The organism is Streptomyces antibioticus, assembly GCF_002019855.1.
Taxonomy (GTDB): Bacteria; Actinomycetota; Actinomycetes; order Streptomycetales; family Streptomycetaceae; genus Streptomyces; species Streptomyces antibioticus_B.
This window is the reverse complement of the sequence record NZ_CM007717.1, coordinates 1,564,935-1,581,358: the sequence shown is the minus strand read 5'-3', so window position 1 is coordinate 1,581,358 and position 16,424 is coordinate 1,564,935. Positions and strand designations below refer to the sequence as shown.

Sequence of the window (16,424 nt, the reverse complement as noted above, 5' to 3'; positions counted from 1 at the left end):
TCGAGGCATCGGGATGACACACGCCACGCAAAAGACGTCGTCCGCGAGGCGACAGTGGGCCGAGGGCCTGATGGTCTTCGCCGCCGTGACGCTCATGATCGCCGGGGTGCTCGACATCTTCCGCGGCATCATGGGCATCGCCGAGGACGACATCTTCGTCACCACACGCGACTACGTCTTCCAGTTCGACCTCACCGGGTGGGGCTGGATCCATCTCGCCCTCGGCGTGGTCGCGGTGATCGTCAGCATGGGGCTGTTCCAGGGCGCCACCTGGGCGCGCTGGTCCGGTGTGGCGATCGCTTCGCTGATCATCATCGCCAACTTCCTGTCCCTGCCGTACTACCCGGTCTGGTCGGTCGTGATGATCGCGTTCTCCGCGTTCATCATCTGGGGCCTGTGCGTGGCACGCCCGACCGAGGACTCCGGCTACTAGAGCCGCCCGGGTACCGGGCCGGTGCGGGGAGCCCCACGCCGGGGCGGGCGGCGCCGACCGGGCGCCGCCCGCCCCCGCGCACCCGCCCGGACAGCAACATCGCACCGCCGACCAGGAAGGCAGGACCATGTGCCGTTGGCTCGCCTACTCGGGAACGCCCATCCTGCTGGACACCATCCTGTACAAACCCGAGCACTCGCTCATCGACCAGAGCCTGCACTCGCGGCTGGGCGTCGAGACGACGAACGGCGACGGCTTCGGGATCGGCTGGTACGGCGACGGGATGAAGACCCCCGGCGTCTTCCGGGACATCGGGCCGGCCTGGAGCAACCGCAACCTGCGGGAACTGGCCGACCACATCCGCTCGCCGCTGTTCTTCGCGCACATCCGCGCCACCACCGGGACGGCGGTGCAGCAGACCAACTGCCACCCCTTCCGGCACGGCCGCTGGATGTGGATGCACAACGGCGCGATCGCCGAGTTCCACCGGACCCGGCGTGACCTCGCGCTGGCCGTCGACCCCCAGCTCTTCCTGGACATGGAGGGCTCCACGGACTCGGAGATGATGTTCTACCTGGCCCTCACCTTCGGCCTGGAGGACGACCCGCCGGGCGCCGTCGCGCGGATGGCGGGCTTCGTCGAGCGCGTCGGCCACGAGCACGGCGTGGAGTACCCGCTCCAGATGACGGTCGCGGTGACCGAGGGACGGCGGATGTGGGCCTTCCGCTACTCCAGCCAGAAGCAGTCCCGGTCGCTGTTCTACAGCACCCGGGTGCAGGCCCTGCGCCAGCTCCACCCCGATCTGGGCTTCCTGCAGGAGGTCTCCGACGAGACCCGTCTGATCGTCTCCGAACCGCTGGGCGACCTCCCCGGCGCCTGGAACGAGGTGCCCGAGAGCACGTACGGCGTGGTGGAGGACGGGGACGACGAGATGCACACGTTCACTCCCCAGGCCGCGTAGCGTCACCGCCCGCCGGTTGCCAGCGCGCCCCCGTGCGCTGCCGGAACGCGGCGACGGCGGCCTCCACCGTCGGGAAGAAGTGCTCCGGGTCGATGGTGCGGGTCAGCTCGTACCGCTCGATCTTCCGGCGCACCGGGTCCTTCAGCTCGGCGAACACCAAGTGGACGCCCTCGGCGTTCAGGGTCGCGTCGAGTTCCTCCAGCACGTCCGAGGCGGTCGTGTCCACGTCCGTCACCGGCTCCGCCGCGACCACGATCCAGGTGGGCCTCGGCTCGGTGCGGGCGAGCCGCAGGATCTCGTCGCGGAACGTCTTGGCGTTGGCGAAGATCAGCGGCGCGTCCCACCGGTGCAGCACCAGTCCCGGCAGCCGTTCGGCCCCCGGGTGCGAGCGCACGTCGTGGTACCCCTCCAGCCCCTTCACCCGCCCCAGCACGGTGTTGTACGGCCACCAGGCGCGCCGGAACACGTTCAGCACCGACAGGGCCACCGCGATCGCGATGCCCTCCAGGACGCCGAGCAGGGCCACCCCGGCGAACGCGGCGAGCGACAGCAGGCATTCGGCCCGGCGCTGCCGCCACAGCCGTACCGTGCCGGGGATGTCGGCCAGGGACAGGGACGCGGTGACGACGACGGCGGCCAGGGCCGGCTGGGGCAGGTCGCGGAAGAGGCCGGGGGCGACCAGCAGCATCAGGGCGATCAGCGCCGCGCCGACGACCCCGGTGAGCTGGCTTCTGGCCCCGGTGCGCTCCGCCACCGCCGTACGGGATCCGCTGGCGCTGACCGGGAAGCCCTGGAAGAGGCCGGCCGCCAGGTTCGCGGCGCCGACGCCGGCCATCTCCTGGTTGCCGCGGACCTCCTGGCCGGTGCGGGCGGCGAAGGCGGAGGCGTTGGAGATGGTGTCGGCGAGGGAGACCAGCGCGATGCCCAGCGCCCCGACCGACAGCGGCGCCAGGTCGGAGAGCCGGACGTCGGGCAGGGTGAACGGCGGGAAGCCCTCGGGGAGTTGACCGACGAGGTGCACCCCGCGCCCGCCGAGGTCGAAGGCGGCGGTCGCGGCGATCGCGAGGACCACCATGACGAGCACGGCGGGGATCTTCGGCAGCAGCCGTTGCAGGACCAGGATCAGCGCGATCCCGCCGCAGCCGACCGCGGCGGCGGCCGGCACCACCGCGCCGTCGGCGATCTTCTCCACGACCCCGGCGGCCTCCTCGACGAGATGGTCCGCGTCGACCGAGAAGCCGAGCAGCTTGGGGAGCTGACCGATGAGGATGGTCAGGGCCAGGCCGTTCATATAGCCGATCATGGTCGGCTTGGAGATCAGGTCGGCGACGAACCCGAGCTTCGCCACCGAGGCCAGGATCATGATCGCGGCCACCATCACGGCGAGCATGGAGGCCAGCGCGACCGCGCGGTCGGGGTCGCCGTCGGCGGCCACCAGGGGCAGCACGCTCGCGGCGATCATCGGTCCGAGCGAGGAGTCCGGGCCCAGCACCAGGATCCGGGACGGCCCGCACACCGCGTAGCCGAGCAGACAGAGGATCGTCGTGTAGAGGCCGGTGATCGGCGGCAGCCCGGCGAGTTCGGCGTAGGCCATGCCCTGCGGCACCAGCAGGGTGGTCAGGACGACCCCGGCGACCAGGTCCTTCGGCAGCCAGGCGCGCCGGTACGTCGTCACCGCCCGGATCCCGGGGACGGCCCGCCACCACGAGGCCGCTTGTCGTCCGTCGTTCGTGGTCGTCATCGACCGCCCTTCCACATCGCCTCACTCGGTCGGTCGGGGACGTCCCTCGTCGTGCCGGTTCAGATGCCGATTCAGTGCACCGAGAAGCCGCCGTCGACGAATATCGACTGGCCGGTGACGTACCCCGAGGCGCGGCTCGCCAGGAACACCGCGGCTCCGGCGAAGTCGCCGGCCAGGCCGTTGCGGCCGACCATGGTCCGCGCGGCCAGGGCCGCGACCCGCTCCGGGTCGGAGGACAGCCGGGCGTTCAGCGGTGTCATGACGAAGCCGGGCACCAGCGTGTTGCAGGTGACGCCGTACGGCGACCACGCCTCCGCCTGCGAGCGGGCCAGCGACTCCAGCGCCCCCTTCGAGACGCCGTAGGCGCCGCTCTGCACGAACGCGCGGTGGGCCTGCTGGCTGGTGACGTGGATGATCCGGCCGAAGCCCCGCTCGGCCATGCCGGGCCCGAACCGGCGGCTCAGCAGATGCGGCGCCTCCAGATTGACGGCCATGGTGGCGTCCCAGACGTCGTCGCCCAGCTCGTCCAGCGGGGGCCGCAGGTTGATCCCGGCGCTGTTGACGAGGATGTCGGGCTCGCCGAACGCCTCGACGGCCCGCTCCGCCGCCGTGTGCACACCCTCGCGGCTGCCCAGGTCGGCGCTCACCCAGGCCGCCCGGCAGCCGTCCCGGGTCAGCTCCGCCACCGTCTCGGCCAGCTCCGGCTCCTGGCGCGCCACGACCACCACGCTCGCCCCGGCCCGGGCGAGCGCCCCGGCGACGGCGCGCCCGATGCCGGAACTGCCCCCGGTCACCACGGCGACCCGGCCCTCCAGCGAGAACAGTTCGGCGAGATAGCTCCGCGAGTCCATGCCCGAACCCTAGGGCTTGTCCGCCGGGTGTTCGCCGCCTGCATGCCGCCTGCTTGCCAAGCGAAGTGTTCCGATATATCGTTGACGCATCGCGACAGATCAACGATCGATGGAATGGAGTGGTTGCGATGCGTACCCACGGATATGAGCGTGGACATGGTCAGGACGGCCCCTTCCGGCGTGGCCGGGGTGGCTTCGAGGGTGGGCGTGCGGCCTTCGGGCCCTTCGGTCCGGGGGGCCCGGGTGGTCCGGGGTTCGGCCCCGGCGGCGGGTTCGGGCCCGGATTCGGGCCCGGTGGGCCCTGGGGCGGCCGAGGGCGTGGCGGGCCCAGGGGGAGGGCGCGGCGCGGTGATGTGCGGGCCTCGATCCTGGCCCTGCTCAAGGACCGGCCGATGCACGGCTACGAGATGATCCAGGAGATCGCCGAGCGCAGCGGCGGGGCGTGGAAGCCCAGCCCCGGTTCGGTGTACCCCACCCTCCAACTGCTGGAGGACGAGGGCCTGATCGGCAGTGAGAGCGAGGGCGGCAAGAAGCTCTTCGCGCTCACCGAGGAGGGCCGCGCGGCCGCCGAGGAAGGCCCCGACGCCCCCTGGGAGGACGCCGGCCGCGGTGTCGACTGGGAGGCGCTCGGCGAGGTCCGCCAGGCCGGCTTCGGTCTGATGGAGGCCTTCGGGCAGGTCTGGAAGGCCGGCAGCAAGGAGCAGCGCGAGAAGGCCCTCGCGGTCGTCAACGAGGCCCGCAAGAAGCTGTACCTGATCCTCGCCGACGAGGACTGACCGGCCGACGACGGCACTTGGTGTCGTACGACGGTGAAGGCGCCCCGCGGAACACTCCGCGGGGCGTCTCGCGTACCCGGGGCCCGGGGCCCGGGCCCGTGTCAGGAGACCAGGCCGCCCAGCTTGCGCAGCGATTCGTTGAGGGCCGCCGTCCCCGAGTCCTTGAGCCGGCCCGCCATCAGCGACACCGCCGCGCCCGTGAACTCGCCGTCGATGCGGACCGTCGTCCCGTCGCCGTCGGGGGTGAGGGTGTACCGGGTCGCGACGTCCACGGCCATCGGGCCCTTGCCGCGGATGGCCAGCACGCGGGCCGGTTCCAGTTCGGCGACCGTCCACTCGACCTCGGCCGGGAAGCCCATCAGCTTCATGTTCTCCTGGAAGGTGGCGCCCACCTCCAGTGAATCGGGGCCGCCCTGCGGGAAGTTGGTGTGGGTCGCGTTCCACTCGCCGTACGCCGGCCAGTCGGTGAGCTGGGCCCACACCTTCTCGGCCGGTGCCTCGATGCGTGCCTCGGCGTTGATCTCGGCCATGCGACCACCTCTTCGTGTCAGGCAACTCCGGCTGCGACGGCGTGCGTTGTCGCGGAAAGTAGCTCCGGGGCCGTCAATGTTCAATACTGATGAACTGTCAGAATCAGTGCGGGGCGGCCTGATCTCCTCCCCGAGGAGGAGATTTCGGCCCGCCCGGTCCACTCGACGTGGGACGCCGAAATGGTTCCCGCCGGGGATGCCCCCGCCGGCCGGGGCTGGTGGGGTGGGGGAGTGCAGCCCCGTACTCCCGGTACTTCCCGCGGTCCCCGGCAGCCGATCCGTGAGCGCTCCGGGCTCGGTGCCGAGCCCACGGCTGCGCTGGCCGCCGCGCGCCGCCGGGCCCTGCGGGACGGGGACCGGCAGATCGACACCGCGCACCTCCTGCACTCGCTCCTGGACCACGACCCCCAGGTGTGCGCCCTCTTCGACGGCCCCCAGCTCGCCCGGCTGCTCGGCTACCTCGTGCAGCGCAGCATCGGCTACGGCTTGCGCTGGCGCGGCGGTGTCGAGGACTCCGGCGCCCTGCCCGTCGTAGGCCCGAACGCCCCGCCCGGCGAAGGGCTCTCCCCGCTGGCCGCCGTCGCCCTGGAGCGGGCCGGTGCGCGGGCCGCCCGGCGGGACGGCGGGCCCGCGCGCGGCGCCGATCTGCTCGCGGCGATCGTCGACGACCCGCGGGCGCGGGCCGTCGAGGTCCTCACCCGCGCGGGCGTCGACGTCCCCGCGCTCCGCACCCGCCTGGGCGACGGCTCGCAGGAGCCCACCGGGGAGTGAGGCCCGCGCACGGGTCCAGACGGTGAGACAGGTGTCATCGAGGATGACGGTCATGTCATGCCCTGTCATCATGGGTGCCGTGCATACGTCTGTGAGCAGTACGGTCAACCGCGGCAAGGGCATCGGGCTCGGTCTGGCGGTCGGGTCGGCCATCGCCTTCGGCGGGTCCGGGGTCGCGGCCAAGCCGCTGATCGAGGCGGGCCTCGACCCGCTGCACGTGGTCTGGCTGCGGGTGACCGGCGCGGCCCTCGTGATGCTGCCGCTCGCCGTACGGCACCGCGCGCTGGTGCGCCGCCGCCCCGCGCTGCTCGCCGGGTTCGGTCTGCTCGGCGTGGCCGGCGTCCAGGCGTTCTACTTCGCGTCCATATCCCGGATCCCGGTCGGGGTCGCGCTGCTCGTCGAGTACCTGGCGCCTGCGCTGGTGCTCGGCTGGGTGCGGTTCGTGCAGCGGCGGCCGGTGACACGTGCCGCCGCGCTCGGGGTGGTCCTCGCGGTGGGCGGCCTCGCCTGTGTGGTGGAGGTCTGGGCCGGACTCGGCTTCGACGCCCTCGGCCTGGCGCTCGCGCTGGCCGCCGCCGGCTGCCAGGTCGGCTACTTCGTCCTGTCCGACCAGGGCAGCGACTCCGGCGCGGACGCGCCCGACCCGCTCGGCGTCATCGCGTACGGCCTGCTCGTCGGCGCCCTCGTGCTGACGGTCGTCGCCCGCCCGTGGGGCATGGACTTCTCGGTCCTCGGGCACGGCGCCGACATGAACGGCACCGAGGTGCCGGCCTGGCTGCTGCTCGCCTGGATCGTGCTGATCGCCACGGTCGTCGCGTACGTCACCGGTGTGGTGTCCGTGCGCCGCCTGTCCCCGCAGGTCGCCGGGGTCGTGGCCTGCCTGGAGGCGGTCATCGCGACGGTCCTGGCCTGGGTCCTGCTCGGCGAACACCTCTCCGCACCGCAGATCGCGGGCGGCGCGGTGGTCCTGCTGGGAGCGTTCATCGCACAGTCGTCCACCCCGTCGAAGGGCTCGGCAACGCCGGTCGTGACGGGCAGCCCGGAGCCGGTGCCTGCGCGGGAGTCCGAGCCGGTGCCCCGCTAGAGCGTCGTCTGACGAACCCCCGAGAGGCGGGCCGCCCGGGTCGGGTCAGTCGGCTCTCCGTCGCAGGAGGTGCCCCAGCGCCGCCGCGTCGCCCGGTGCGTTTCGTGCCGCCAGTTCGGCCGCGATCCGGTCCCGGACCTCGGTGGGGCGGCGGCCTCCGTACTTGAACTTTGCTCGGACGCCGGTCACCTCCAGGCGTAGGCCGCGGATTCCGGGAAGCAGGCGGCCGTACGGGGCCTCGCCTGCCGTCGCGCGGGCCGAGCCGCCCTCGGGCTGGAAGTGTTCGACCTGGCGGTTGAGCAGGGTGGCCTTGGCGGTCGGGTCGTCCACGATGTGTGCCCGGCAGCGGAGCTGGACGGCCGCGTAGAAGCTCGTCGGCGTGCCGTGCTCGGCGGGTCCGTCGGGCGGTGCCTGCCAGGGGCCCGGCACGAACACGTAGTCGTCCACCACGCTCAGCACGACCTCCGGAGCCGCCTCCAGTGCGGGCCAGAGGGGGTTGGGGCGGGCCAGGTGGGTGAGCGCCTCGCCGCGGTCGGGGTCGTAGACGAAGTGGAGGGGCTGGACGAACGGGGGCTCGCCGGCCGGCCCGTTGACGGCGAGCTGGCCGAAGTCGCGTCCGGCCAGCCAGCTCTGCCATTCGGTGTCGTCGCGGGGCGCGTCCCAGGGGTGGATCAGCATCAGAGCGCGGCGAGGTAGTCGGGGAACGTCGTGCCGGGGGCGAGGTCGGCCTCGGGGAGCGGGGCGCCGTAGCCCGTGCGCAGCGGGATCACGCCGGCCCAGTGGGGGAGGCCGAGGTCCTCGGGCTCCTCGTTCACCCCGCCGGTGCGGGTCTTGGCCGAGACCTCGTTCAGGTCGAGACGGATCACGGCGGTGGCGGCGAGTTCCTTCTTGTTCGCGGGGCGGGAGTCGGCGGCCCGGCCCGGCACCACATGGTCGACCAGGGCGTCGAGGGCGACGCGCTTCTCCTCCGGGTCCGTGACGGTGCGGGCCACGCCGTGCACCACGACCGAGCGGTAGTTGATCGAGTGATGGAAGGCGGAGCGGGCCAGGACCAGGCCGTCCACGTGCGTCACCGTCACGCACACCGGCAGCCCCGGGTCGGCCTTGCCCGTCATCCGCAGCGGCCGCGAGCCCGTCGAACCGTGCAGATAGAGCGTCTCGCCGACCCGGCCGTAGAGCGTCGGCAGCACGACCGGCGCGCCGTCGCGGACGAAGCCCAGATGGCAGACGTACCCCTCGTCGAGTATCGAGTGCACCAGTTCCTTGTCGTACGACGCCTTCTGCGCCGACCGTGTGGGGACCGTGCGGTCGGTCGGGGTGTAGGCGGCGGGCCGGGTCGTCGTCTCCGGGGTCCCCTGCATGGCGCTCTCCATTGCACTAGTGCATACTTGGGTTTGTGCTAGGAGAGTATCGGATCACGGGGCGGCGCGCAGCGGACATTTCCGCGAGCATCGAGCGCGCGGTCGGCGAAGGCGCGCTGGAACCGGGGCAACTGCTGCCCCCGATGCGGGAGTTGGCGGCCACGCTCGGGGTGAACCCGAACACCGTCGCGGCCGCGTACCGCACCCTGCGGGAGCGCGGGGTGATCGAGACGCACGGGCGCCGGGGCAGCCGGGTGCGGCCCAAGCCGGCCACCACCGGCCGCGAGAAGGTGCGGCTCGACGTGCCCGAGGGGGTGCGCGACCTGGCGGGCGGCAACCCCGATCCGGCCCTGCTGCCCCCGCTCGCGGGCGCCTTCGCCGCGGCCGCCGAGCGCGGCGACCGGGAGCCTGTGCTCTACGGCGCCGAGCCCGTCGACCCGGAGCTGGCCCGGCTCGCGCGGGCCGCCCTCGACGCCGACGGGGTGCCCGCCGGTCCGCTGACCGTGGCCTCCGGTGCCCTGGACGCCGTCGAACGCGTCCTCGCCGCGCATCTCAAGCCGGGGGACGGCGTCGCCGTCGAGGACCCCGGCTGGGGCCGGACGCTCGACCTCGTGCCGGCGCTCGGGCTGCGCACGGTCCCGGTCGGCGTGGACGACGAGGGTCCGCTGCCCGACCGGCTGCGGGCCGCGCTGGAGGGAGGGGCGAGCGCCGTGGTGGTGACCGCCCGCGCGCAGAACCCGACCGGCGCCGCCGTGAGCGCCGCCCGCGCCCGCGCCCTGCGGGCCGTCCTCGCCGACCACCCCGGAACCCTGCTGATCGAGGACGACCACGGCCACGGCGTCGTCGACCTCCCGCTGCACCCCCTCGCCGGTGTCACCCGGCACTGGGCGTTCGTCCGCTCGGTCGCCAAGACGTACGGCCCCGACCTGCGGCTCGCCCTGCTGACCGGGGACGACGTCACCGTCGACCGGGTCCGGGGACGGCAACGCCTCGGCCCCGGCTGGGTGAGTCTGCTGATGCAGCGGGCCGTGGTGCGGCTATGGACGGACGGCGCGGTGGACGGCCCCGCGGTGGCCGCGGCCTACCGGGAGCGGCGCGAACGGCTGATCGACGCGCTGGCCGAGCGGGGGGTGACGGCGCACGGGCGCAGCGGGATGAACGTCTGGATCCCGGTCCCGGACGAGACGGGAGCGGTGGCACGCCTGCTGCACGCGGGCTGGGCGGTGTCCCCGGGGGCCCGTTTCCGCCTGTCCTCCCCACCGGCGATCCGCATCACGATCTCCACCCTGACCGAAGAGGAAACGGCCCCCTTGGCGACGGCGGTGGCAGCAGCCTCGGGCCCGTCCCCGTCCCGCAGCTATGTCTGACAGCGAGGTCAGGCACCCCAGGGGCGACTTCGAACGCGGGTCGCGGGTGCCGGCCTCAGGGGCGCGGGGAACTGCGCGACCGGCCCCCACGCACCCGCACCCGCCGACGCACCGCACTTCCCGGGACCGTACGCGCGGCCCCGGTTCTGCGGCGGCTGTCGAACGCGGGTCGCGGGTGCCGGCCTCAGGGGCGCGGGGAACTGCGCGACCAGCCCCCACGCACCCGCACCCGCCGACGCACCGCACTTCCCGGGACCGTACGCGCCGCCCCCGTCTCCCCGGCGGCCCTCGAACGCCGGCCGCGGATGTCGCCCTCAGGGGCGCGGGGAACTGCGCGACCAGCCCCCACGCACCCGCACCCGCCGACGCACCGCACTTCCCGGGACCGTACGCGCCGCCCCCGTTTCCCCCGGCGGCCCTCGAACGCCGGCCGCGGGTGCCGGCCTCAGGGGCGCGGGGAACTGCGCGACCAGCCCCCACGCACCCGCACCCGCCGACGCACCGCACCCCCCGTGACCCCACGCGCCCCCCGAACCTGCGTCAGCGCCGCCCCCGCCAACACCACCACCGCCCCCACCGGCGTCGACCACCGCAGCGACTCACCCAGCACAGCCACCCCCGCCCCCGTAGCGATGACCGGAATGAAGTACGTGACCATCTGCGCCGTCGTCGGCCCGACCTCCGTCACCAACCCGTACTGGATCAGCAGCGCCAACCCCGTCCCCAGCGTCCCCAACGCGACGATCGCGAGCAGCGGCAGCACCGCGAACCGGCTCGGGAACGACGTGAACAGCGGCGTCACCACACCCAGTTGCACCGTCGCGAGAAACAACTGCGCCCCCGTCATCGACAGCGCCGAGAACCCGGTGTCGGCCAGCGTGCGGCGGACGTAGATCCAGCCGATCGGATAGCTCAGCGAGGCCAGCAGTGCCATCGCCGTGCCCCGCGCGTCCAGACCGTGGAAGCCCTGCCAGGCGCCCAGGACGGTCAGCACCCCGAGGAAGCCCAGGCCGAGCCCCGCGACCCTGACCCGGGTGGGCCGGTCCTCGGAGAGGGCGACCAGGGAGAGGGCCATGCCCCACAGGGGCGAGGTCGCGTTGCAGATGCCGGCCAGCGTGGAGGGGATCGTCAGCTCGGCATAGGCGAACAGGGAGAACGGCAGCGCGTTGAGCAGGAACGCGGCGACCGTCAGATGGGCCCAGGTCCGCACCCCGCGCGGCAACCGCTCCCGCTTCACCGCCATCGCCGCCGCCAGGACCGCCGTACCGAAGACCAGCCGGCCCAGGGTGACCTGGAAGGGCGCGTAGCCGTGCGTGCCGACCTTGATCAGCAGGAAGCTGAAGCCCCAGATCAGCGAGAGCGCGCCGAAGCGCAGCCGCCAGTCGAGCGCGCGGCGCGGGGTGGAACGGGGTGCGGTGCCGAGGTCGGCCTCGGGAACGGTGACGGGGGTCGTGGTCCTCATGGTCCACACCATGCCGCCCACGATCTCGTAGCACAAGCGAGACTTCGCACCCGATACCTCGTAGTATCGCTTACATGTTGAACCTGGAGCGCCTGCGCACCCTCGACGCCCTCGCCCGGCACGGCTCGGTCAGCGGGGCCGCCACCGCTCTGCACATCACCACCTCGGCCGTCTCGCAGCAGATGGCCAAGCTGGAGCGGGAGGTCGGGCAGCAGTTGCTGGCCAAGAACGGGCGCGGGGTGCGGCTCACGGACGCGGGCCGGCTGCTCTCCGCCCACGCGGCCCGGATTTTGTCCCAGGTCGAGCTGGCCCAGTCCGATCTGGAGGCCCAACGCGGGCAGGTGGTAGGGGAGTTGAGACTGTCGGCGTTCCCGACGGCGGCGCGCGGACTGTTCCCGGTGGCGCTCGCCGCGCTACGGGAGGAGCACCCCGGGCTGCGGCTGCGCTCGTGCGAGCTGGAGCCGGAGCGCGGTATCGCCGGGGTGGTCCGCGGCGACCTGGACCTCGCGGTCGTCCTCGACTGGTACAACAAGCCGATGCCGCTGCCCGACGGCCTGGTCAAGGCGCCCATCCTCGACGACCCCGCCGAGGTCGCGATTCCCGCCGGGCACCGACTCGCGGACCGGGACGAGGTGGACCTCGGGGAGTTCGCCGGGGACGAGTGGATCACCTGGGGCGAGGGCGAGTTCTGCCACGAGTGGCTGATGTTCACGCTCCGCTCGCGCGGCGTCGAACCGATCGTCGGCCACCGGGCCGCCGAGACCCACACGCAACTGAACCTGGTGGCGGCCGGGTTGGGGGTGTGCATCGCCCCGGTGCTGGGCCGGCACCCGGTGCCCGACGGGGTGGTGATGATCCCGCTGCGTCAGCGGGTGCGCCGGCACGTCTACGTGGTGTGGCGGGCGGACGCCGACCGCCGTCCGTCGATCCGGGCGGCGGTCAGGGCGCTGAAGTCCGCGGCGACAAAGGTGGGTTGACCTGGGCCGACGGGCTACCGGTCGCCGAGCTTGCGGAAGTCCCAGGACACGATCTTGTCGGGCCGCAGCCGCACCCAGGCGTGCCGCCCGTCGTGCGGCATCGCGTCGAGCCCGAAGTTCTTGCGGGCGAACAGCGTCTCCACGGCGTCGAGTTCGGCGCACAGTTCCCCGGTGCGCGGAGCCTCGCCCACGAACTCCACGGCCCCCGACAGCTCGACGCCGCGCAGCGACTCGTACTCCTCTCCGGTGTCGACCACGATCGCGACCCGCGGATCGCGCCGGAGCTGGGTCCAGCGCTTGCTGCGGACGACGGAGTACAGCCAGAGCGCGCTGCCGTCCCACAGGTACCACAGCGCGCTCACATGCGGCGCGCCCTCGGCGGACACCGTGGCCACCCGGCAGGTGCGCTGGGTGGTGAGGAACGCGTCCAGCTCGCCCGGCGTCATCATGATCTTCCGGCCCCGGCGCTGTGTGACGGTCATCCGGCCCCCTCTTCTCTTCTCCTGTGCCGCTTTCTGACGTACCGTCAGAAAAGAATGAGACTTCTTCCTGCTCCGCGCAATGGCGGTTCAGTGTCGCCGCCCGGTCCGCACCGACACCAGGGGGAGCCGTGCCGCCGTCCGAAGAACTGAGCGCCCTTCTCGACCCCGGCTCCACCGTGCTGATCACCGTGGAGTGTCAGCAGGGCGTCGTGGGACCGGACGCCGCGCTGCCCCAACTCGCCTCTGAGGCAAGGGAGTCGGGGGCTCTCGCCAATGTGGCCCGGCTGGTCGGCGGCGCGCACGCGGCCGGTGTCCAGGTGATCCACGCCGTCGCCGAACGCCGCCCGGACGGCCGGGGCGCGAACCGCAACGCGCGCCTGTTCCGCGCCGCCGGGCGCCTCCCGGTCCAGCAGCTCACCGGCACCCCCGCCGTCCGCGTGGCACCCCCGATCGAGGTCGCCGAGCACGACCTCGTCGTCCGGCGGCTGCACGGACTCTCGCCCGTGCAGGGCACCGACGTCGACGCGCTGCTGCGCAACCTCGGCTGCCGTACGCTCGTCGTCGCCGGAGTCTCGGCCAATGTGGCCGTTCCCAACACCGTCTTCGACGCCGTCAACCGCGGCTACACGGCCGTCGTGCCCTCCGACGCCATCGCGGGGGTGCCCGCCGACTACACGGACGCCATGATCCGTCACACCCTCGCGTTGGTCGCCACGGTCGCGACCACGGACGAGGTGCTGACGTGCCTGCGGACGCCGGACGTCAGGCCAGACTGATCGAGTCGCCGCTCACGGTGATCTTCACCTCGGGCAGCGGCTTCGTCGCCGGACCGCTCTTCACACTGCCGTCCTCGATCGAGAAATTGCTGTTGTGGCAGGGGCAGTTGATGACCCCGTCCGCGACGCTCTTCACCCCGCAGCCCGCGTGCGTGCACACGGCCGAGTACGCCTTGTACGTGCCCGCCGACGGCTGGACGACGACCACCTTCTCGGAGCCGAAGACCTTGCCGCCGCCCTCCGGGATGTCGGCCGTCGTGGTGAGCGCGCCGCTGTCCGTGCCGCCCGCGGCGTTGTCCCCGCCGCCCGTGCCTCCGCTGCTCGCCCCCGCGGAGCCGCCGCCCGAAGCGCCCCCGGACGACACCGACGAACTGGCGCCGCCGTCGTCGGACCCCCCGCACGCGGTCAGCGCGACGGCGAGCCCCGCGGCTCCGGCGGCCGTCACGACGGTACGACGGGCGGGCCCCGACGAGGGTTTGATGGATGCGCTGGTCATGCTGTGGTCCCTTCCAGGGGGATCGGGTGGATCTGCCGAGTGGTACGGACCATCTGAGCCGCTCGTTCAGTGCCCGTGCCAACTCCGGACAGTGTCGAGATATTGACCGTTTCGAGGTCGGGGCCGCGTAAGCCGGAGCTGTCACCAACCTGTCGGCGCCGCTCCGTCGCACGCCAGTAACCTGGGTCGATGCTCAAGGAAGTCACCGCCACCCGCTACATCACGCCCCTGCGGGAGGGCGGCTCGCTGCCGGGGCTCGTCGAGGCCGACGACCTCGGGACCTACGTCCTGAAGTTCACCGGCGCCGGACAGGGCCGCAAGACGCTCGTCGCCGAGGTCGTCTGCGGTGAACTCGCCCGCAGGCTCGGCCTGCGGATGCCCCGCCTCGTGACCGTGCACGTGGAACCGGTGCTGGGACTCGGCGAACCCGAACAGCAGGTGCAGGACCTGCTGCGCTCCAGCGGCGGCACCAACCTCGGTATGGACTTCCTCTCCGGCGCCCTCGGCTTCGACCCGCTGGCCTTCCCGGTGAGCCCCGAGGAGGCCGGCCGGATCGTCTGGTTCGACGCGCTCGTCAACAACGTCGACCGCTCCTGGCGCAACCCCAACCTCCTGGTCCACCACGGCGATCTGTGGCTCGTCGACCACGGCGCCACGATGATCTGGCACCACAACTGGCCCTCCGCCGAGACCTCCGCGGCCCGCCCCTACGACGCCTCCGACCACGCCCTCGCGTCCTTCGCGCCCGACATCGCGGCGGCCGCCGCCGAACTGGCCCCCAGGGTCACCGCCGGCCTGCTCGCCGAGGTCACCGCCGAGATCCCCGACGTCTGGCTCACCGACGAACCGGGCTTCGCCACCCCCGACGACCTCAGACGGGCCTACGCGCGGCCCCTGCTCGCCAGGGCGGCGGTCGTCGCCGGGCGCATCCAGGGCATCGACGGCCGCCAGGAGGAGGGCAAGTGAGCGGCAACCGCATCCACATGGCCGGCCATGTCACCGAGCGCCACATCACCCGCTCGGGCCAGGGCGGCGACCGGGACGTCTACGAGTACGCGCTGCTGCGCGTCGTACCGCGCGTCGAACGCGGCGAGTGCATCAACGCGGGCGTCCTGGTGTACTGCCGCGCCCGGGGCTACCTCGGCGCCCGCACCCATCTGGACGAGGCACGGCTGCTCGCCCTGGACCCGGCGGCGGACCTGGCCGGGGTGCGGGCCGCGCTGGGCGCCGTCGAGGGAGTCTGCGCCGGTGGCGCGGCGGCCGGGCAGGCGGCCGGGGACGACCCCGGGCGGCGGTTCCGCTGGCTGGTCGCGCCCCGCTCCACCGTGGTCCGGCCGGGACCCGTGCACACCGGGCTCACCACCGATCCGGCGGCCGAGACCGAGCGGTTGCTGGATCTGCTGGTGAGGTAATGGATCACACCGGCGCCGTGTGCCGTTGACACCGGGTGCCATCGCTTCTAGCGTCACGTGACGAAGGTACTAAGCGGTCGCTCACCACATCACAGGTTCTACTCGAGGGCGAGGAGACACATCAATGTCCACCACTGAACAGCGGGTCGCGGTCGTCACCGGCGGGGCGCGGGGCATCGGCGCCGCCACCGCCGTACGGCTGGCCGCCGAGGGCCGCGCGGTCGCCGTGATCGACCTGGACGAGGCCGCCTGCAAGGACACCGTGGAGAAGATCACCGCGGCCGGCGGCCGGGCGATCGCGGTCGGCGCGGACGTCTCCGACGAGGCCCAGGTCGAGGCGGCCGTCGCGCGCGTCGTGGCCGAGCTGGGCGCGCCGACCATCCTCGTCAACAACGCGGGCGTGCTCCGCGACAACCTGCTGTTCAAGATGAGCGTCTCCGACTGGGACACCGTGCTCGGCGTGCATCTGCGCGGCTCGTTCCTGATGAGCAAGGCCGTCCAGAAGCACATGGTCGACGCGGGCTTCGGCCGGATCGTCAACCTGTCGTCGTCCTCGGCGCTCGGCAACCGCGGCCAGGCCAACTACTCGGCCGCCAAGGCCGGTCTCCAGGGCTTCACCAAGACCCTCGCCATCGAGCTGGGCAAGTTCGGCATCACCGCCAACGCCGTCGCCCCCGGCTTCATCGCCACCGACATGACCGCCGCCACCGCGGCCCGCGTCGGCATGGGCTTCGAGGAGTTCAAGGCCGCGGCCGCCACCCAGATCCCCGTGGCCCGCGTCGGTGAGCCCGACGACATCGCCAACGCGATCGCCTTCTTCACGAACGAGGCCGCCGGCTTCGTCTCCGGCCAGGTCCTGTACGTGGCCGGCGGACCGCTCGACTAGCCGACCCGAGCCCGACCCGAGCCCGATCCGACCCGGATTCCGGCCCGGACCGGCCCCT

19 protein-coding genes are annotated in these 16,424 nt (G+C 72.8%); 11 read left to right on the top strand and 8 right to left on the bottom strand.

Going from position 1 to position 16,424, the window contains the following annotated elements:
* Positions 1-7 precede the first annotated feature (7 nt).
* Together AFM16_RS07005 and AFM16_RS07000 are read left to right on the top strand one after the other, a co-directional pair.
* Positions 8-433 carry a DUF7144 family membrane protein gene (locus tag AFM16_RS07005; RefSeq protein WP_370628134.1) on the top strand — a complete coding sequence of 142 codons (426 nt, stop codon included), beginning with the start codon at positions 8-10 and terminating at the stop codon, positions 431-433.
* A gap of 127 nt (positions 434-560) precedes the next feature.
* The gene (locus AFM16_RS07000) at positions 561-1,394 is read left to right on the top strand and encodes a class II glutamine amidotransferase (RefSeq protein WP_030798511.1); all 834 of its coding nucleotides are present in this window, start codon (positions 561-563) and stop codon (positions 1,392-1,394) included.
* Here the strand turns inward: AFM16_RS07000 and AFM16_RS06995 are convergent.
* Positions 1,375-3,135, bottom strand: a complete 1,761-nt coding sequence (locus AFM16_RS06995; protein WP_078632800.1) for a SulP family inorganic anion transporter — start codon at positions 3,133-3,135, stop codon at positions 1,375-1,377. The genes AFM16_RS07000 and AFM16_RS06995 overlap by 20 nt on opposite strands.
* Before the next feature lie 71 nt (positions 3,136-3,206).
* Positions 3,207-3,986 carry an SDR family NAD(P)-dependent oxidoreductase gene (locus AFM16_RS06990; RefSeq protein WP_078632799.1) on the bottom strand — a complete coding sequence of 260 codons (780 nt, stop codon included), beginning with the start codon at positions 3,984-3,986 and terminating at the stop codon, positions 3,207-3,209.
* A gap of 128 nt (positions 3,987-4,114) precedes the next feature.
* Here AFM16_RS06990 and AFM16_RS06985 point away from each other — a divergent pair, with 128 nt between their 5' ends.
* The gene (locus AFM16_RS06985; protein WP_030798504.1) at positions 4,115-4,762 is read left to right on the top strand and encodes a PadR family transcriptional regulator; all 648 of its coding nucleotides are present in this window, start codon (positions 4,115-4,117) and stop codon (positions 4,760-4,762) included.
* Positions 4,763-4,863: 101 nt separating this feature from the next.
* On the opposite strand, the gene AFM16_RS06980 is transcribed toward AFM16_RS06985, so the two are convergent.
* Entirely contained in the window at positions 4,864-5,292 is a 429-nt protein-coding gene (locus AFM16_RS06980) for a type II toxin-antitoxin system Rv0910 family toxin (protein WP_030798503.1), read from the bottom strand.
* Between the two features lie 231 nt (positions 5,293-5,523).
* Between AFM16_RS06980 and AFM16_RS06975 the strand changes: the two genes are divergently transcribed.
* Entirely contained in the window at positions 5,524-6,063 is a 540-nt protein-coding gene (locus tag AFM16_RS06975; protein WP_370628025.1) for a Clp protease N-terminal domain-containing protein, read from the top strand.
* A gap of 70 nt (positions 6,064-6,133) precedes the next feature.
* Entirely contained in the window at positions 6,134-7,147 is a 1,014-nt protein-coding gene (locus AFM16_RS06970; protein ID WP_078632797.1) for an EamA family transporter, read from the top strand.
* A gap of 45 nt (positions 7,148-7,192) precedes the next feature.
* Here the strand turns inward: AFM16_RS06970 and AFM16_RS06965 are convergent, their stop codons facing one another.
* Complete coding sequence (locus AFM16_RS06965) at positions 7,193-7,825, bottom strand: FMN-binding negative transcriptional regulator (protein WP_078632796.1); 633 nt, start codon at positions 7,823-7,825, stop codon at positions 7,193-7,195.
* Positions 7,825-8,508 carry a pyridoxamine 5'-phosphate oxidase family protein gene (locus AFM16_RS06960; protein ID WP_078632795.1) on the bottom strand — a complete coding sequence of 228 codons (684 nt, stop codon included), beginning with the start codon at positions 8,506-8,508 and terminating at the stop codon, positions 7,825-7,827. The genes AFM16_RS06965 and AFM16_RS06960 overlap by 1 nt, the downstream gene beginning before the upstream one ends.
* 35 nt (positions 8,509-8,543) lie before the next feature.
* On the opposite strand from AFM16_RS06960, the gene AFM16_RS06955 reads away from it, so the two are divergent.
* The gene (locus AFM16_RS06955) at positions 8,544-9,875 is read left to right on the top strand and encodes an aminotransferase class I/II-fold pyridoxal phosphate-dependent enzyme (protein ID WP_078632794.1); all 1,332 of its coding nucleotides are present in this window, start codon (positions 8,544-8,546) and stop codon (positions 9,873-9,875) included.
* A 445-nt stretch (positions 9,876-10,320) separates the two neighbouring features.
* On the opposite strand, the gene AFM16_RS06950 is transcribed toward AFM16_RS06955, so the two are convergent.
* Complete coding sequence (locus AFM16_RS06950) at positions 10,321-11,337, bottom strand: DMT family transporter (RefSeq protein WP_245177657.1); 1,017 nt, start codon at positions 11,335-11,337, stop codon at positions 10,321-10,323.
* Positions 11,338-11,411: 74 nt separating this feature from the next.
* Here AFM16_RS06950 and AFM16_RS06945 point away from each other — a divergent pair, with 74 nt between their 5' ends.
* The gene (locus AFM16_RS06945; protein ID WP_030795763.1) at positions 11,412-12,314 is read left to right on the top strand and encodes a LysR family transcriptional regulator; all 903 of its coding nucleotides are present in this window, start codon (positions 11,412-11,414) and stop codon (positions 12,312-12,314) included.
* 14 nt (positions 12,315-12,328) lie between these two features.
* On the opposite strand, the gene AFM16_RS06940 is transcribed toward AFM16_RS06945, so the two are convergent.
* Positions 12,329-12,796 (bottom strand): pyridoxamine 5'-phosphate oxidase family protein, encoded by a 468-nt coding sequence (locus tag AFM16_RS06940; protein ID WP_078632792.1) that lies wholly within the window; start codon positions 12,794-12,796, stop codon positions 12,329-12,331.
* Positions 12,797-12,924: 128 nt separating this feature from the next.
* On the opposite strand from AFM16_RS06940, the gene AFM16_RS06935 reads away from it, so the two are divergent.
* The gene (locus tag AFM16_RS06935; protein WP_078632791.1) at positions 12,925-13,572 is read left to right on the top strand and encodes a cysteine hydrolase family protein; all 648 of its coding nucleotides are present in this window, start codon (positions 12,925-12,927) and stop codon (positions 13,570-13,572) included.
* Here the strand turns inward: AFM16_RS06935 and AFM16_RS06930 are convergent.
* On the bottom strand, positions 13,559-14,068 hold the full coding sequence (locus tag AFM16_RS06930) for a Rieske (2Fe-2S) protein (RefSeq protein WP_078632790.1): 510 nt from the start codon (positions 14,066-14,068) through the stop codon (positions 13,559-13,561). The two genes, AFM16_RS06935 and AFM16_RS06930, sit on opposite strands and share 14 nt — an antisense overlap.
* A gap of 189 nt (positions 14,069-14,257) precedes the next feature.
* On the opposite strand from AFM16_RS06930, the gene AFM16_RS06925 reads away from it, so the two are divergent.
* From AFM16_RS06925 to fabG, 3 genes are all read left to right on the top strand, one after another.
* The gene (locus tag AFM16_RS06925; RefSeq protein WP_078632789.1) at positions 14,258-15,034 is read left to right on the top strand and encodes a HipA family kinase; all 777 of its coding nucleotides are present in this window, start codon (positions 14,258-14,260) and stop codon (positions 15,032-15,034) included.
* Positions 15,035-15,051: 17 nt separating this feature from the next.
* Positions 15,052-15,480 carry a DUF3037 domain-containing protein gene (locus AFM16_RS06920; protein WP_051780943.1) on the top strand — a complete coding sequence of 143 codons (429 nt, stop codon included), beginning with the start codon at positions 15,052-15,054 and terminating at the stop codon, positions 15,478-15,480.
* A gap of 124 nt (positions 15,481-15,604) precedes the next feature.
* Positions 15,605-16,366: a 3-oxoacyl-ACP reductase FabG gene (gene fabG, locus AFM16_RS06915; protein ID WP_030795754.1), complete on the top strand. Its 762-nt coding sequence runs from the start codon at positions 15,605-15,607 to the stop codon at positions 16,364-16,366.
* The last annotated feature ends 58 nt before the right edge of the window (positions 16,367-16,424 follow it).

Bases quoted from the DNA above. Each gene is read 5' to 3' on its own strand.
- AFM16_RS06945 (WP_030795763.1), top strand. From the start codon at position 11,412: ATGTTGAACCTGGAGCGCCTGCGCACCCTCGACGCCCTCGCCCGGCAC.
- AFM16_RS06980 (WP_030798503.1), bottom strand. From the start codon at position 5,292: ATGGCCGAGATCAACGCCGAGGCACGCATCGAGGCACCGGCCGAGAAG.
- fabG (WP_030795754.1), top strand. From the start codon at position 15,605: ATGTCCACCACTGAACAGCGGGTCGCGGTCGTCACCGGCGGGGCGCGG.
- AFM16_RS06920 (WP_051780943.1), top strand. From the start codon at position 15,052: ATGGCCGGCCATGTCACCGAGCGCCACATCACCCGCTCGGGCCAGGGC.
- AFM16_RS06960 (WP_078632795.1), bottom strand. From the start codon at position 8,508: ATGCAGGGGACCCCGGAGACGACGACCCGGCCCGCCGCCTACACCCCG.
- AFM16_RS06965 (WP_078632796.1), bottom strand. From the start codon at position 7,825: ATGCTGATCCACCCCTGGGACGCGCCCCGCGACGACACCGAATGGCAG.
- AFM16_RS06970 (WP_078632797.1), top strand. From the start codon at position 6,134: ATGGGTGCCGTGCATACGTCTGTGAGCAGTACGGTCAACCGCGGCAAG.
- AFM16_RS06985 (WP_030798504.1), top strand. From the start codon at position 4,115: ATGCGTACCCACGGATATGAGCGTGGACATGGTCAGGACGGCCCCTTC.
- AFM16_RS07000 (WP_030798511.1), top strand. From the start codon at position 561: ATGTGCCGTTGGCTCGCCTACTCGGGAACGCCCATCCTGCTGGACACC.
- AFM16_RS06995 (WP_078632800.1), bottom strand. From the start codon at position 3,135: ATGACGACCACGAACGACGGACGACAAGCGGCCTCGTGGTGGCGGGCC.
- AFM16_RS06950 (WP_245177657.1), bottom strand. From the start codon at position 11,337: ATGAGGACCACGACCCCCGTCACCGTTCCCGAGGCCGACCTCGGCACC.
- AFM16_RS06940 (WP_078632792.1), bottom strand. From the start codon at position 12,796: ATGACCGTCACACAGCGCCGGGGCCGGAAGATCATGATGACGCCGGGC.
- AFM16_RS06930 (WP_078632790.1), bottom strand. From the start codon at position 14,068: ATGACCAGCGCATCCATCAAACCCTCGTCGGGGCCCGCCCGTCGTACC.
- AFM16_RS06990 (WP_078632799.1), bottom strand. From the start codon at position 3,986: ATGGACTCGCGGAGCTATCTCGCCGAACTGTTCTCGCTGGAGGGCCGG.
- AFM16_RS06925 (WP_078632789.1), top strand. From the start codon at position 14,258: ATGCTCAAGGAAGTCACCGCCACCCGCTACATCACGCCCCTGCGGGAG.